Origin of the sequence: Streptomyces soli, assembly GCF_003999195.1 — a bacterium.
GTDB lineage: Bacteria > Actinomycetota > Actinomycetes > Streptomycetales > Streptomycetaceae > Actinacidiphila > Actinacidiphila soli.
In genome coordinates this window covers 37626-51778 of record NZ_RJVR01000274.1, presented here as the reverse complement: position 1 = coordinate 51778, position 14153 = coordinate 37626, and the positions used below count along the sequence as shown (strand labels likewise).

At 72.7% G+C, this 14153-nt stretch carries 13 protein-coding genes; 6 read left to right on the top strand and 7 right to left on the bottom strand.

Annotated elements, in window-relative coordinates; all coding sequences use genetic code 11:
• A partial coding sequence (locus EFK10_RS29905) for a tetratricopeptide repeat protein (RefSeq protein ID WP_127358776.1) occupies nucleotides 1-921 on the bottom strand: 921 nt, incomplete at its 3' end.
• 217 nt (nucleotides 922-1138) lie between these two features.
• Here EFK10_RS29905 and EFK10_RS29900 point away from each other — a divergent pair.
• Together EFK10_RS29900 and EFK10_RS29895 are read left to right on the top strand one after the other, a co-directional pair.
• Nucleotides 1139-1561: a hypothetical protein gene (locus EFK10_RS29900; RefSeq protein ID WP_407647175.1), complete on the top strand. Its 423-nt coding sequence runs from the start codon at nucleotides 1139-1141 to the stop codon at nucleotides 1559-1561.
• A gap of 319 nt (nucleotides 1562-1880) precedes the next feature.
• The gene (locus tag EFK10_RS29895) at nucleotides 1881-2735 is read left to right on the top strand and encodes a spermidine synthase (RefSeq protein ID WP_127358774.1); all 855 of its coding nucleotides are present in this window, start codon (nucleotides 1881-1883) and stop codon (nucleotides 2733-2735) included.
• Here EFK10_RS29895 and EFK10_RS29890 read toward each other — a convergent pair.
• Nucleotides 2732-3253 (bottom strand): hypothetical protein, encoded by a 522-nt coding sequence (locus tag EFK10_RS29890; protein ID WP_127358773.1) that lies wholly within the window; start codon nucleotides 3251-3253, stop codon nucleotides 2732-2734. The two genes, EFK10_RS29895 and EFK10_RS29890, sit on opposite strands and share 4 nt — an antisense overlap.
• 61 nt (nucleotides 3254-3314) lie before the next feature.
• Here EFK10_RS29890 and EFK10_RS29885 point away from each other — a divergent pair, with 61 nt between their 5' ends.
• From EFK10_RS29885 to EFK10_RS29875, 3 genes are all read left to right on the top strand, one after another.
• Nucleotides 3315-4001 carry a response regulator transcription factor gene (locus EFK10_RS29885; RefSeq protein WP_127358772.1) on the top strand — a complete coding sequence of 229 codons (687 nt, stop codon included), beginning with the start codon at nucleotides 3315-3317 and terminating at the stop codon, nucleotides 3999-4001.
• On the top strand, nucleotides 3998-5377 hold the full coding sequence (locus EFK10_RS29880) for a HAMP domain-containing sensor histidine kinase (protein ID WP_127358771.1): 1380 nt from the start codon (nucleotides 3998-4000) through the stop codon (nucleotides 5375-5377). The genes EFK10_RS29885 and EFK10_RS29880 overlap by 4 nt, the downstream gene beginning before the upstream one ends.
• Before the next feature lie 411 nt (nucleotides 5378-5788).
• The gene (locus EFK10_RS29875; protein ID WP_127358770.1) at nucleotides 5789-7282 is read left to right on the top strand and encodes a cellulose binding domain-containing protein; all 1494 of its coding nucleotides are present in this window, start codon (nucleotides 5789-5791) and stop codon (nucleotides 7280-7282) included.
• Nucleotides 7283-7415: 133 nt separating this feature from the next.
• Here the strand turns inward: EFK10_RS29875 and EFK10_RS29870 are convergent, their stop codons facing one another.
• Together EFK10_RS29870 and EFK10_RS29865 are read right to left on the bottom strand one after the other, a co-directional pair.
• A complete protein-coding gene (locus tag EFK10_RS29870) occupies nucleotides 7416-8015 on the bottom strand; it encodes a histidine phosphatase family protein (RefSeq protein WP_127358769.1) in 600 nt (199 codons plus the stop codon).
• 47 nt (nucleotides 8016-8062) lie between these two features.
• Nucleotides 8063-8755, bottom strand: a complete 693-nt coding sequence (locus tag EFK10_RS29865; protein ID WP_127358768.1) for a TetR/AcrR family transcriptional regulator — start codon at nucleotides 8753-8755, stop codon at nucleotides 8063-8065.
• Nucleotides 8756-9047: 292 nt separating this feature from the next.
• On the opposite strand from EFK10_RS29865, the gene EFK10_RS29860 reads away from it, so the two are divergent.
• Nucleotides 9048-9926: a phosphatase PAP2 family protein gene (locus tag EFK10_RS29860; protein ID WP_127358767.1), complete on the top strand. Its 879-nt coding sequence runs from the start codon at nucleotides 9048-9050 to the stop codon at nucleotides 9924-9926.
• Between the two features lie 31 nt (nucleotides 9927-9957).
• Here EFK10_RS29860 and EFK10_RS29855 read toward each other — a convergent pair whose 3' ends face one another.
• From EFK10_RS29855 to EFK10_RS29845, 3 genes are read right to left on the bottom strand one after another with little or no spacing between them, the layout of a single operon-like run.
• Entirely contained in the window at nucleotides 9958-11277 is a 1320-nt protein-coding gene (locus tag EFK10_RS29855) for an AAA domain-containing protein (RefSeq protein ID WP_127358766.1), read from the bottom strand.
• Nucleotides 11274-12905 (bottom strand): hypothetical protein, encoded by a 1632-nt coding sequence (locus EFK10_RS29850; protein ID WP_127358765.1) that lies wholly within the window; start codon nucleotides 12903-12905, stop codon nucleotides 11274-11276. Before EFK10_RS29850 ends, EFK10_RS29855 begins: the two co-directional genes overlap by 4 nt.
• The gene (locus EFK10_RS29845) at nucleotides 12896-14008 is read right to left on the bottom strand and encodes a hypothetical protein (protein WP_407647172.1); all 1113 of its coding nucleotides are present in this window, start codon (nucleotides 14006-14008) and stop codon (nucleotides 12896-12898) included. The genes EFK10_RS29850 and EFK10_RS29845 overlap by 10 nt, the downstream gene beginning before the upstream one ends.
• Nucleotides 14009-14153 lie beyond the last annotated feature (145 nt).

Genomic DNA, 14153 nt, shown 5'->3' with positions numbered 1-14153 from the left:
GCGCAACGCGAGCAGCGACAGCAACCGGGGCGATCCCAGCCGCCGGGCGGCCTGCTGGGCGGCCTGCGCCGCGCGCACCGCCTCGCGGGGGCGGCCGGCGTCGCGGGCGAGGAAGGCGGCGTTGCAGAAGGCGTGGGCCTCCAGCGCCGGGTCGCCCGCCATGCGGGCGGTGGCCAACGCCTCGGCGTAGTACGAACGGGCGTCGGCGAAGCGGCCCGAGTCGTGCGCCAGCCAGCCGACGGAGATGGCCAGTTCGCCCGCCCCTCCCTGTAGGTCGTCGGCGACGGACTGGCTGTAGGAGCCCTCGTCCAGCAGCCGGTAGGCGGTGCGCAGGGACTGGCCGGCCTGCTGGTAGAGGCCGTCGGCGCCGTGCCGGTCGTCGTGCAGCCGGATCGTGCGGACCGCCTCCTCGACGGCCCGCACCTCGGTCCTGCCCACCCGGTGCGCGGGCGCGGCCTGAGCGAGCGTGGGCGCCCCCAGGGCCAGGGTCGTTGCCACGGCGGCGGCCGGGCCGCCGGTCATGAACGCGCGACGCAGCACGTCGCTCTCCTCGTCGGTCGTGTCATCGGTCTGGTAAGTCTGGTACGTCAGCGGCGCACTGCTTGCACTGCTTGCACTGCTTGCACTGCTTGCACTGCTTGCACTGCTTGCGCCGCGCCGCCCCCGGACCGTCTCGCGGGGCTCGAAGCCCAGGTCGCCGAGCGAGTACCCGGGGAACATGTGCCGGAACACCCGCTCGTAGGCGTAGTTGGGACACCTGATCTCCCCGGACTCCACGCGCCCGATGTAACGGGCGTCGCAGCTGACCTGTTCGCCGATCTCGCGGGCCGCCCGGCGCACCGCGGCGGCGAACTCTCCGGGCGAGAGGCCGTCGCGCAGCTGCCGGAAGGCCGCGTTGGGAATGGAGGGTGGCGACGCCATGGCCGAACTCCCGGTGCACGGTGCGGTGGTGCGGTTGGTTCGGAGACCGTACTCGCTGTCATCGGGCCATCACCGGGAGTTTGGCTACAAAAGGGATATATCACCCTGCATTCGCCATGAAACGCCACCCATTGCGGCGTTAGGAGGGCGTAGCCGTTGACGCGGCGGCGCGTTGAACAACGTATCCGTGGTCCGGCTCCGAGGAGGACGTGCCGTGTTGGACACCAGTGGGACGCAGAGGTCGGCTTCCACCGGCCGGCACAGCCCCGGCGAGGATCGAAGCGCGCTCCCGCCGGGCGAACCCGAGCCCTGCGACCTCGTCACCGTCCCCTCCCGCCAGGGCCTCGAGGCCGTCGACATCCTCCGCCTCCGCACCGGCGTCGGCCCCGTCCTTCACGACTCCTCCGCCGACAGCCTCGGCTTCCTCGTCCCCCCCGGCACCGCCGACGCCTGGGACATGCCCGGCAGCGCCTGTACGCAGACCAACGCCCGCGGCCTCTCCCTGGCCGGCGAGCCCCCCGTCGACGGCACCGGCTGGCTCGTCCCCCCGCACACGGACACCCCGGTCACCGACCCCGCGGTGCTGCGCGCTGCGCTGGGCGAGGCCGCGCGCACCATCGAGCTGGTCGACGGGCTCTAGCCGGGGCCTGCGGCCCCGAACCCCGCTGGTGGGTTGGGCCGCTGTCCCCGCCGGTGGGTTGGGGGCAGTCGTCCCGCTGGGGCGAGCGAAGCGAGGTGGGGGTGCCCCCACGCGAAGCTGTGGGTGCGGGTGGGCCCAACCCACCCGCACCCGGCAACGGGCACGCACCCCCACGGCGCGTGGCCGGCGGTGCGTTGGCGGCCTCACGTCTGTGGCCGGGTTGGGCCAGCTTTCTCCCCCAAAACTTCCTTTGGGTGGGGGTCCCCCGGCCGAAGGCTGGGGGAGGACGGCCTACCCCCAACCCGGCGATACTTGTCGCATGGGCAAGCGACAAAGCAAAGCGCCGGAACCAGTGCGGCACACGATCGGTGGCGGCGTTGCCGAACTCGTGCCGGACCGGGAGCGGGCGCGGGCGTGGTCGCTGTTGATCGACGGGGCACCGCAGTCGCATGTGGACCTGGAGGACCCGGAGTATCTGGACTTCGCGTACCAGCGCAGGCTCGGCCACATCATCGACCTGGCCGCGCCCCCGGGCCGCCCACTGCAAGTGCTGCACCTCGGCGGAGGCGCGCTGACGCTCGCGCGGTACGTGGCGGCGACCCGGCCGCGGTCGACGCAGCAGGTCGTGGAGCTGGACACGGCGCTGGTGGAGCTGGTCCGGCGGGAGCTGCCGTGGGACCGTACGTGGCGGATCAAGGTGCGCGACGGTGACGCCCGGGCGGGGCTGGCGAAGGTGCCGGACGGCTGGGCGGACCTGGTGATCGCGGACGTCTTCAGTGGCGCCCGGACGCCGGCCCACCTGACCAGCACCGAATTCCTGGCCGAGGTACGGCGGGCGCTGCGCCCCGGCGGGCTCTACGCGGCGAACGCGGCAGACGGCGCACCGCTGGCGTTCCTGCGGTCGCAAATAGCCACGGTGCGGTCGGCCTTCCCGTACGCCTGCGTCGCCGCCGACCCGGCCATGCTGCGTGGTCGCCGCTTCGGCAACGCGATCCTGCTGGCCGGGGACACCGAGCTCCCGGTGGCCGAGCTGACCCGGCGGGTGGCCTCCGACCCGCACCCGGGGAGGGTCGAGCACGGGCGGGCGCTGGACGACTTCGCGGGCGGCGCGGCGCCGGTCACGGACGCGACGGCGGCGGCGTCCCCGGCGCCGCCGGAGTCGGTGTTCCGTTAGCCCCCGGCGACGTACGTCTGGACCGCCGGCGAGTGGCCGTTCCAGGTGCAGAAGACCGAGGACACAGTGGTGCCCGTGGGCGAGGTGAAGTCGACCCGGATCCACTCGGTCTGGGTCCAGACCTTCATCTGCCAGCCGGCCTCCGGGGTCGCCGACACCAGCGCGGCCGAGGTCTCGCCGAGGTCCAGGGTGACCCGGCCGCCCTGTACCGGGTAGCTGTGAACGTTGCCCGTGGTGCCGGTCGACGCCGTCGCCGGTGAGCTGCTGCCCTTCGGCGGCTCCGGCGTGCTCGACACGGTGGCCGAGGCGGACGGCGAGGCCTTCTTCCGTTGCGCCGGGCGGCTCGTGGACGACGCCGAGGGGGATGCCGAGGCCGCCGCCTGCTCGGTTATGGGCAGGGCTCGGGGCGGGTCGTACGCGGTGCCGGCCAGCACGTGGTGCACGCCGAACCACGACATCGCCACGGCGGCGCTCGTCGCCATGGTCCACGCGCCGGCGTGCGCCAGTCCCTTCAACACTTGGCCTATGGTGCCTTACGCGCCCCCGTGCGTGTCGGCCGAATGGGCTACCGTGCGGGCCATGGCAAGTGTGCTCGTCGTCGAGGACGACCAGTTCGTGCGGTCTGCGCTGATTCGTCATCTCTCAGAGGCCGCACACTCCGTACGCAGTGTGGGAACGGCGCTGGAGGCACTGCGCGAGGTGGCCCAAGTCGGCTTCGACGTCGTGATCCTGGACCTGGGGCTGCCCGACCTCGACGGGGCCGAGGCCCTGAAGATGCTGCGGGGCATCACGGACGTGCCGGTGATCATCGCCACCGCGCGGGACGACGAGACCGAAGTCGTACGGCTCCTGAACGCGGGCGCCGACGACTACCTGATCAAACCCTTCTCCGTGGAGCACCTTTCCGCGCGCATGTCGGCCGTACTGCGCCGGTCGCGGGCCCGAGAGGAGACCCAGGTGATGCGGGTCGGGGGGCTGCAGATCGACGTACTGCGGCGACAGGCCGCGCTGGACGGGGCCCGGCTGGACCTGACCCGGCGGGAGTTCGACCTGCTGTCCTTCCTCGCGGCCCGCCCCGGTGTGGTGGTGGCGCGGCGCGAACTGCTGTCAGAGGTCTGGCAGCAGTCGTACGGGGACGACCAGACGATAGACGTCCACCTGTCCTGGCTGCGCCGGAAGCTGGGCGAGACGGCCGCAAGACCCCGCTATCTGCACACTCTGCGGGGCGTGGGCGTGAAGCTGGAGCCACCGGAGCCGCAAGCATGAGATGGGCACTGGTCAAGGTGTGTGTGGCCGTGACCGCGATGGTCGTGGTGGCCTTCGCGGTGCCGCTGGCCCTGGTCGTGAAGGAGATGGCCCGTGACCGCGCCCTCACCAACGCCGAGCGTCAGGCGGCCGCGGTCGGCCCGGCGCTGGCGATCACCACGGACCGTACGGAGTTGGAGAGGGCCGTCGCGTCCACCCAGGCGGGGGCCGACGGGCAGCTCGCCGTCCGCATCCCCGCCACCGAGGGCTCCGCCGGGGTCGAGATCGGCAAACCGCACGCCACGGACGCCGCGATGGACACCGCGTCCGCTCTCGGCCGGGCCTCGACCGTCTCCGTACCCGGCGGATACGCGCTGCTGCAGCCGACCGCCGTCAGCTCGGGGTCGGTGGCCGTGGTCGAGGTCTTCGTGCCCGACGCGGACGTCACCCGCGGCGTCACCGCCTCCTGGCTCGTCCTGGGCGCGGTCGGCATCGGGCTCATCGTCGGCTCGGTGGCCGTCGCCGACCGGCTCGGTACGCGGATGGTCCGCCCGGCGAAGCGGCTCGCGGGCGCGGCCCACGACCTGGGGCGCGGCGACCTCGCGGTCCGCGTACCCGAGGAAGGGCCCACCGAACTGCGGTCCGCCGCCGTCGCCTTCAACGCCATGGCCGCCCAGGTCAACCAACTCCTCGCGAACGAGAGGGAGCTGGCTGCCGACCTCTCCCACCGGCTGCGTACGCCCCTGACCGTGCTCCGGCTCAACGCGGCCTCGCTCGGCGACGGCCCTGCGGGCGAGCAGACCCGGCAAGCGGTCGCCCAACTCGAGCGCGAGGTCGACCAGATCATCCGCACCGCGCGCGCCCAGCAGTCCGCGACCGGCGGGCCCCTGGCCGTTGGCTGCGACGCCGCCGAGGTCATCCGCGAGCGCATGGCCTTCTGGTCCGCCCTCGCGGAGGACCAGGGCCGCACGGCTCGGACGGCGGGCGTCGAGCGTCCGGTCCGCGTACCGGTCGCTCGCGCGGAGCTGGTCGCCGCGCTGGACGCCATGCTCGGCAACGTCTTCCGCCACACCCCGGAAGGCTCCGCCTTCGCGGTCGACGTCCACAGCAGCGACGACGCCGTCATCGTCCTCGTCTCCGACGCCGGCCCCGGCATCCGCGACCCTGCCACCGCTCTCCGCCGCGGCCAGGGCGACGGCGGCATCGGCTCCACCGGCCTCGGCCTCGACATCGTCCGCCGCGTCGCCGAATCCACCGGCGGCGACGTCCGCGTCGGCCCCTCCGTCCTCGGCGGCGCCGAAATCCGCGTCTGGCTAGCCCTCCGCGCCCCCTCCGGCGCCGGCCGCCGCGGCCACAAACTCGTCCGCGGCCGCCGAGCCCGCCTCGTCCGGGCCTGACGCAACTTCCGCCGTCGCGCTCCTGCTGGGTGAGTGGTCGTCTTGTGGGCCATTGGCGGCTGCGGGCCCGTGGGCGGGGTGGGCTTCCCCCACCCCGCCCCTTCCCGAAACCCGGGGGCTCCCACCCAAACCTTCGTTTGGGTGGGGGTCCTCCCCCAGCCTGGCGGCTGGGTGGGGGAGGCCGGCACAACCCGGCCACGGCCCCGCACCCGACAACGCACCCGCCCGGGGTCCAGGGGCAACGCCCCTGGTTTCGGGAAGGGGCGGGGTGGGGGAGAACAGGCCGGGAACCCCGGGAGTGGTCTGAACCTTTAAACGGTTCCGATGGGTTCCTTAAGCGCGGCATAAGGAGTTCGGGGCCCGCCCTGAACAGGACGTTTGTCCGAATCGGGGGCGCTAGCGTCCCGCTCCATGAGGAATTCACACCGTCACCGCACGGCCAGCCGTAAGACAAAGCTCATCGCCGGCCTCACCGCCGGCGCGGCCGTTGTCGGTGGCGGGTTCGCGCTCGCGGGCACCGCGCAGGCCGCGTCGGTCGGAGCCGCGTACAGCAAGACGAGTGACTGGACGAGCGGTTACACGGGCCAGTACGAGATCACGAACTCCACGGGTTCGGCCCTGTCCGGCTGGACGTTGAAGTTCGAGCTGCCGGCGGGTACGACACTGAGCTCGCTGTGGAACGGGACGTACACGACCTCCGGTCAGCAGGTCACCGTGAAGGCGGAGAGCTGGAACAAGGACATCGCCGCCGGGAAGTCGGTGAACGTCGGGTTTGTGACGTCCGCGTCCACGAAGGCGGCCGATCCGGTCAACTGCCTGATCAACGACGTGAAGTGCTCGGTGGACAGCGGCCCGACCGCGACGCCGAGCAGCCGCCCGACCGCCAGCGCGACGCCGACCGCGTCCACGACGCCGACCGCCAGCGCCACCCCCACCGCTTCAGCCACCCCCACCGCGTCGGCGACCCCCACCGCCACCGCGACCTCCACCCCGGGCTCGGGCTCCGCCTCCAACGCCGGGTTCGCCCCGTACGTGGACACGTCCCTGTACCCCGCCTTCGACCTGGTCGCCAACTCCAAGGCCACCGGCGTGAAGCAGTACAACCTGGCCTTCATCGTGGACGGCGGCAGCTGTACGCCGAAGTGGGGCGGGGTCACCGACCTGGGCAGCGACGCGGTGGCGGCGCAGATCGGGACGCTGCGAGCGGCCGGCGGTGATGTGCGGGTGTCGTTCGGCGGGGCGTCGGGCTCGGAGCTGGCGACGACGTGCTCGTCGGCCTCGGCGCTGGCCACGGCGTACGGCAAGGTGATCGACACGTACGGCCTGAAGAAGGTGGACTTCGACGTCGAGGGCGGCGCGATCGCGAACACCGCCGCCAACACGCTCCGCGCCAAGGCCATCGCGCAGCTCCAGGCGAGCCACAGCGGGCTCGATGTGTCGTACACGCTCCCGGCGATGCCGACCGGCCTGACGCAGGACGGCATCAACATCCTCTCCAACGCCAAGTCGAACGGCGTCGCCATCTCGGCCGTCAACATCATGGCGATGGACTACGGGGCCTCGTTCAGCGGGGACATGGGCGGCTACGCGATCGACGCCGCCACCGCGACGCAGGCACAGGTGAAGAGCGTGCTCGGACTGTCGGACTCGGCGGCGTGGAGGGCCGTGGCGGTGACGCCGATGCTCGGCGTCAATGACGTGAGCAGCGAGATCTTCACGGTGAGCGACGCGACGCAGCTGGTGGACTTCGCCAAGTCGAAGGGCCTGGGCTGGCTTTCGATGTGGTCCGCGACCCGCGACAAGCAGTGCTCCGGCGGCGCGAAGAACTACGCCGACGCGACCTGCAGCTCGATCGTCCAGGACGCGAACGCATTCTCGAAGGCCTTTGCCGCCTACACCGGCTGACCTGTCCGACCCGCTGCTGAGCTGGTACGCAATCAACGGGCACCTCACACTCGGGGGCCCTCCCGTTCCGTGCTCTACCTGCGTGAAATCTGCGCGTGAAGACCGTCATCACGTCGGACTCCGGTCGTAGCGCTCAGTCCAGGTGCCCCGTGTCGTTCCAGCGCTCCACGGCCGGGGCACCGTACGCCCACCCCAGCACCGACAGCGACGCCGGCTCGAGCCTGAACAGGGCGCCGGAGGCGGCCGGGAGGCCGAGCCAGCGGGCGGCGAGCATCCGCAGGAAATGGCCGTGGGCGAAGACGAGGACGTCGCGGTCGGCGGTGGAACGGGCCCAGTAGACGGCCTCGTCGGCGCGGGCGGCGAGGTCGTCGGGGGTCTCGCCGTCCGGGACGCCGTCGCGCCAGATGTTCCAGTCGGGGCGCTCGGCGCGGATCTCGTCAGGCTTGAGGCCCTCGTACGCGCCGTAGTCCCACTCCATCAGCGTGTCCCACTCCTTGGCCCGGTCGCCGAAGCCGGCCAGCTCGCAGGTCTCGCTCGCGCGCACCAGGGGGCTGGTCCGGACTTCGGCGTACGACAGCAGGTCCTCCCAGGGCGCTCGTTGCAGCCGCTCGCCGAGCCGTCGCACGGTGGCCCGTCCTGCGTCGGTGAGCGGAATGTCCGTACGGCCGGTGTGGCGGGCGGTGACCGACCACTCCGTCTGGCCGTGACGGACGAGCAGGATGCGGGGAGCCATGCGGGGGGGCCTTCCGGGATTCCGGGACGGGGGCCCTCCATCATCCCTTACGGGGGCAGCAGGCCGCTCAAGAGGCCGTTGAGCCCGTGCTCGAACTGCGCGATGCCGGTGTCCTGAGCCGCGAGCAGCTCCGGCACGAGGCCCCTGAGCGACGGATAGCGGTCCGGCGGCAGGTCGGAGAGCCGCTCGCGGAACTTCTCGCGCACGCCATGTCCCTCGCACTCACCGCTTTCCGCCTGCCGGCGGCGGACCGCCCACAGCGCCGCACCGACCGTGTAGTGCATGATCGCGGTCTGCGCGCGGGCGGCGTCCGCCGGGCTGAGGCCAGCGGCCAGCAGCAGCCCGAGTTGGCGGTCGATCACGGCTATGGCTTCGTCGACCCGCATGGGGCGGCTGGTGAGCAGCGGCAGAGCGGCGGGGTGCTCGCTGAAAAGTCGGTAGACGCTTCGGCACAGCTCGGTGATCTGCTCGCGGGGGGTGCTGCCGGCGGGGGCCGGCAATTCGATCTCGCTGAGCAGGCGTTCGTTCACCGCGTCGTTGATCTCGTCCTTGTTGCGGAAGTGCGAGTAGACCGCCATGGTGCCGACGCCCAGCTCGTTGGCGAGGGCGCGCATGGTGAAGGCCTCGGGGCCGTCGCGGTCCAGCAGGGCGACGGCTGCGTCGAGGATGCGGTCGGGGTTGAGCGTGTTGCGGGGGACGCGGCGTCGCCGCGGCGAGCGGGCCGGTTCGGTGACAGTCATGGGGGGTGTCCGGTCGATACGGGGACGTGTGGCGGTTGGACAGTGGGGCCGGGGACGCTGTTCTGGCGGGGCGTTCCTCCCTCGATTCTCTCGCTTCCGGGAGCAACCCGGGCAATGCCCCGGGCGTCCTCCTGCTCACATGCCCAAGCCCACAGCTTGTTGAACTTGGCACCAACGGTGGGTTGCCAGGAATAACCGGGGCGGTTGAGCGGTCCTCTACCGTACGGCGTACGGTAGAGCCTATGACACCGTCGATCACCTTCCACTCAGGAAGAACGGGGAAAACGGTCGCATGACGATCACCGCCACCGCGCCTCGCGCCTCGGCGTACCGGGGCCAGCTCCGCTGGTGGACCGAGCTACCGCTCATCGCGGTGGTCTACGGTCTCTACAGCACGGGCCGCCTGCTCGTACGCGGCGACGTGGACGACGCCCTCGCCCACGGCATCGACATCCTGCATCTCGAGGAGGCCCTCGACGTCGACCCCGAGCGGTGGCTCAACACCCTCTTCACCCAGTACCGGGCGCTCGGCCTCCCGGCCGACTTCTGGTACGCCTCCCTGCACTATCTGGTCACCCCGATCGTGCTGATCTGGCTCTGGCGGCGCCGCCCGACGGCCTACCGGTTCGCCCGCACCTGGCTCGTGATCGCCACCCTCATCGGGCTCATCGGCTTCACCCTCATGCCCACCGCCCCGCCGCGGCTGCTCTCCTCCGCGGACGGCTTCATCGACACCATGGCCCAGTACGGCTCGTACGGCTGGTGGGGCGACGACGGGAGCGCCCCGCGCGGGCTCGGCGGTCTCACCAACCAGTACGCGGCCATGCCCAGCCTCCATGTGGGCTGGTCCCTGTGGTGCGGCATCATTCTCTGGCGTTACGGGCGTACGCCGCTGGTGCGGGCGCTCGGCGTCCTATACCCCGTGGGCACCACCCTCGTCGTCATGGGCACCGCCAACCACTACCTGCTGGACGCAGTGGCCGGCGCCCTCGTCATGGGCATCGGTTACACCCTCACCCGGCCGGCGCTCCGGCGCGTCGACCTCGCCCACGACGCGCTGCGGAGCCGCCGTTCCGCACGCTCCGGCTCCCCGTCCGTGGTGGTCGCCAGCTCGCGCGACATCGCCCCTGCGGACCCGGCCGACGTGCAGATCCTGAGGCACAGGGCCTGAAACGTCCGACCGAAAGGCGTAAAGCCTTGGCCTAGGGTCGCCAGCGCACCGCGTGCTCGGCCAGATGCGCCAGCACCGCGTGGTTCGCCTCCCAGCCGTCCGGGAACTTCACCGTCACCCCGAGCTGCACAGGCTCGGTCGACGGATGCTCGTCCAGCAGCTCGGCCACCCCCGCCCGGCACACCACGATGCAGGCATGCCGGTGCCGCGAGGCCAGGACGCACAGGCGGCCGGTCTCCAGGTGGAAGGCCGTCGCATCGGGCCGCCCGGACAGCGGGTGCAGGACGACGGTGACGTCGAACTCCCGCCCCTGGAGCCGGTTCGCGGTGTCCACCGCGACCCCGCTCACCCCCACCTCGGCCAGAGCCGCCCGCACCGCCGCCGCCTGGTCGCGGTGGGCGGTGCCGACGGCAACGCGGTCGGCGGTGAGCGGCGACGTACCGCGCTCGGAGACAGCGACGCCGCCCCGGTCGAGGAGGCGGCGTACGACGAGGGCGACGGCCCGTACCGCCTCCGGGTCCGTACGCGGGGTGTGGCGGGCCGGAAGCTCCAGCAGCCCCCAGCCGGAGGCGGCGGCCTCGTCCAGGACCCGGTCGGGGCCAGAACCGTCCGACGGGACGCCGAAATACAGGCGGCGGTCCTCGGGCCCGGTGCCGCTGCGAAAGGGCGTGTACGGATAGAAGGCGTCGGAGACCAGCGGAGCCGCCGAGGCGGGGAGCCGCCAGGAGACGGGCAGCCGGTGCTGCGGAAGGCCGGGGTTGTGGGCGAGCAGGGTCACGACCGCGCTGGCAGACGGGTCGTAGCTGAGCCCCGCCCACTGGTCGGCACCCACGACGCTGAACGGGTCGAGCTGGCCGGGGTCGCCGACGAACAGCGCGCGCTCGAACAGCCCGGCGACCTGCAGCAACGCGTCCGAGCGCATCTGGTACGCCTCGTCGACGATGGCGTGCCGCCACGGCTCGACGTCCTTCACGAAGGCCCACTTCGCGGCGGTCGCGACCACCACCTTCTGCTGGGCCAGGTCCCCGGCCTTGGTGGACTTCATGACCGACGGATGGCCGTCCAGCACCGGGTCCGGGAGCGAGTCGCTGCCGTGCAGCCGCCCGATCGGCAGCTCGGGGTCGGCGGTGGCGAGCCGGTCGGCGAGGTCGTCGACCTGGGCGTTGGTCTGGGCGACCACCATCAGCGACTCGCCGGCCGCGACCAGTTCGCGGGCCGCGCGCACCACGAGGGTCGACTTGCCGGCGCCGGGCGGCGAGTCCACGACGACGCCGCGCGCCGTGCCGTACAGCGTGTCGTGGAGGATGCGCTCGGTGGCTGCGGCGGCGGCCTCGCCGGCGGCGGTCGTCACAGGTAATCCTCCGCGGTCACGGGATCGGGGCTGTCCAGGCTGTTCATGGCGTTCACGGTGTCCAGACTTGCCTCGCCGGGAGCCTGCGGCGGGCCGCCGTGCGTCCACGGCGTGTCCTCCGGGTCCGGCAGCTCCGCCCCGCCACGCGGGGAGTGCTCGAAGAGAGTCCAGCAGACCCGGTCGCCCTTCTCCGGGACCGACGCGGGCTCGGGCTCCCTGCCGCGCCCCATGCCGTTGACCAGCCGTACGACAGCCGCGCCGGGCCCGGCCCACTCCACGAACTGCCCCTGCTGCGTCTTGCCTTCCGGCAGCGCGCGGAACACCTTGCCGTCGGGGTCGAGATGCGGGCGGTCTCCGGTCAGGACGGTCACCAGCGGGCGCGGCTTGGGGATCTTCCCCTCGCTGTACGCCATCTCCACCTCCGCGACCTCGCCCGCGAAGGCCTCGCCGGCCAGCCGCCGCCCCGCCATCACCAGCGGGTCGTCCAGCGCCTCCGCCGCGGCGAGGCGCGCCTGCGCCGTCTCGCGCCCGGCCAGCTTCTGCGCCGCCGCCACGGCGTTGTCCCGGCGCGGCTGCGGCGGCTCCCCGGCCCGGACCCGGTCCCGGTGGCCGGTGTACGACCAGCGGTCCCGCTTCCAGCGCTCCTCGACCCGGCCCCCCTCGCCGAGCGCCCGCAGCAGGTCGAGGCCGTGCCATACGGCGTCCCAGGTCGGGCGCAGCTGGGAAGCGACCAGATCCCGTATCCGCTGCTCGGCGCCGGTCAGCCCGGCGTCGTAACGCTTCATCGCCGGGGCCAGCACCGTGTTGTCGAACACCGGGTCCGTGGCGGGCCCGGCGGGCGGGAAGAACAGCAGGCCGTCCGCACCGCGCCCGGACTCGGCGCGGCGGGCGGCGGCCGCCCCGCTCAGGCCCGGAGGTGGGGGTCCTCCCCCTGGCTTCGCCGGGGGGACCCCCACCGGCGAAGACAGGGGGAGGTCGATCCAGGCCAGCAGGGCGCCCAGGTGCTGGTCCTCCAGATCGCTCTGGCCGGTCGCCCAGTGCCGGGTGAGCAGCTCGGTCATCGCCAGCAGCAGCGACGAGCCGGGAGTACGGGCCCGCTCGCCGTAATGCGTCAGCCACCGCCCGAGCAGGGGCACCCGGGCCGGCACCGGGAAGGGCGTCTCGGGGTCCTCCTCGGCGGTGCGGCGGAAGCGGGTGGAGCGGCCGAGCAGCCGGACGTAATCGGCGGCCGCCGAATTCGGCACGATCAGCTGCGGGGCGTCGGCACAGACCTCGGACTCTCCCCCAGCCTGGCGGCTGGGAGGTGCCCCCACACGGTTGCGGGTCGCCGGCTCGACCTCGACCTCGTCGGCGTATCCCTCGACGTACGGGAGCACCACCTGCGCCAGCTCCGACAGGAAGGCGAAGCGCAGGTCGCGGTCGCGTGGCTGCGGCACCACCAGCAGCCGGGGCTCCTCCCGTACGGTGCCGACCAGGGCCCCCAGCGGTGCGCCGACCTCGCCGGCCGTGGTCAGCGGGACGAGGACGAGCGGCCGTTCGGAGAGGTAGCGGTGCCGGACCGTGGCCAGCGGCGTGGCCCGTCCCGTCGCCACGGCCTCGGCCCGGGCCAGTGTGGTGATCAGCGACATTCCAGGGCCCCCTCGATGGCCTCGGCACGGAGCGCCGCTGCCCGGCGCAGCGCCTCCACCGCCGGGTCGGCCGGGTCACCGTCCGTGCCGAGGGCGGCCGCCAGCACCTGCTCGACCGTGGTGAGGGAGCCCAGTTCGCCCCGCACGCCTCGGCCCAGCATCTCCACGGAGCCGCAGGCGCGAGCCCGGTCCCGGCAGTGGAAGGCCAGTTCGCACGCGGCCAGGCACTCCGGGGCGTACGCCGCCGGAACTGCGTTCACGGCCTCGTACAGCGTGTCCTGGCCGGCCCCCGGGTCGAAGGTCGTGCCCTCGGGAAGCGCGGCGGCGATCTCCTCGATCCGGGTCAGCCGGGACAACTGCCGCCGGGTCACGGACAGTTGCTTGCGTACGTCGACGAGCTGGGCGGTCGGCAGGTTAGAGAAGTCCTTCGGACAGACGAGCAGCACGTCGTGGGAGGGCCGCGCACCGCCGACCCCGAGCCCTTCCAGCGCCAGCACGTACACGGCGGCCTGCCGCGCGGCCGCGCCGACCTTCACCGAGTCGGCCGAACCGTCCAGTATCGGGAAGGACTTGATCTCGACGACCGTCCATGTGCCGTCCGGCCGCACGGCGACCGCGTCCGGCTCCAGGTACGCCGGCGAGCCCGCCACCTCCAGCTTCAGGAGGGGGTGGTCCAGCAGCGCCCAACGGTCTGTCGCGGTCGCTTCCTCCAGCGCCATCGTGGTGCGGGCCACGCGGCCCTCAGGGCCGGGCGCCGTCAGCTCGGGCAGCGCCACGTCGCCGCCTTCGGCATGCAGCAGGCGCAGCAGCTCGGCGTAGCCGTCCGCCTTCACCCGTGCCTCGAAGGCGTGCCCGCGCGCGAAGGCGAACTGCGACTGCCCGAACGGCGCCGGATTGCCCAGCGCCTGTGCCACCGCGCCCTTGTCGACGCCCGCCGCGTCCAGCAGCGCGCGCCGCCGGCAGCCGGGGTTCGCCGCCAGGGCTGCCAGGGCCCGCGCGTCCATCGCGCGCGGCGGCACCGCCGGGCCCCGTAGCCCGGCCAGCCGCTCCCGAAGATCCCGCGTATTGCTCACCCGGGAGAGTCTTGCATCCCGCGGTGACATTGCCTGTCCGAGCAGTGCTTTCCGCCTACTTGCGCGGGGCTGGACAATGGAAGGCGCTGACGAACCTGGAGGTACGTACATGTCCGAGCCGCACACGGCTCAAGGCGCCACCGGCGACCGCGCCGACCGCGCCGACCGCGCCGAC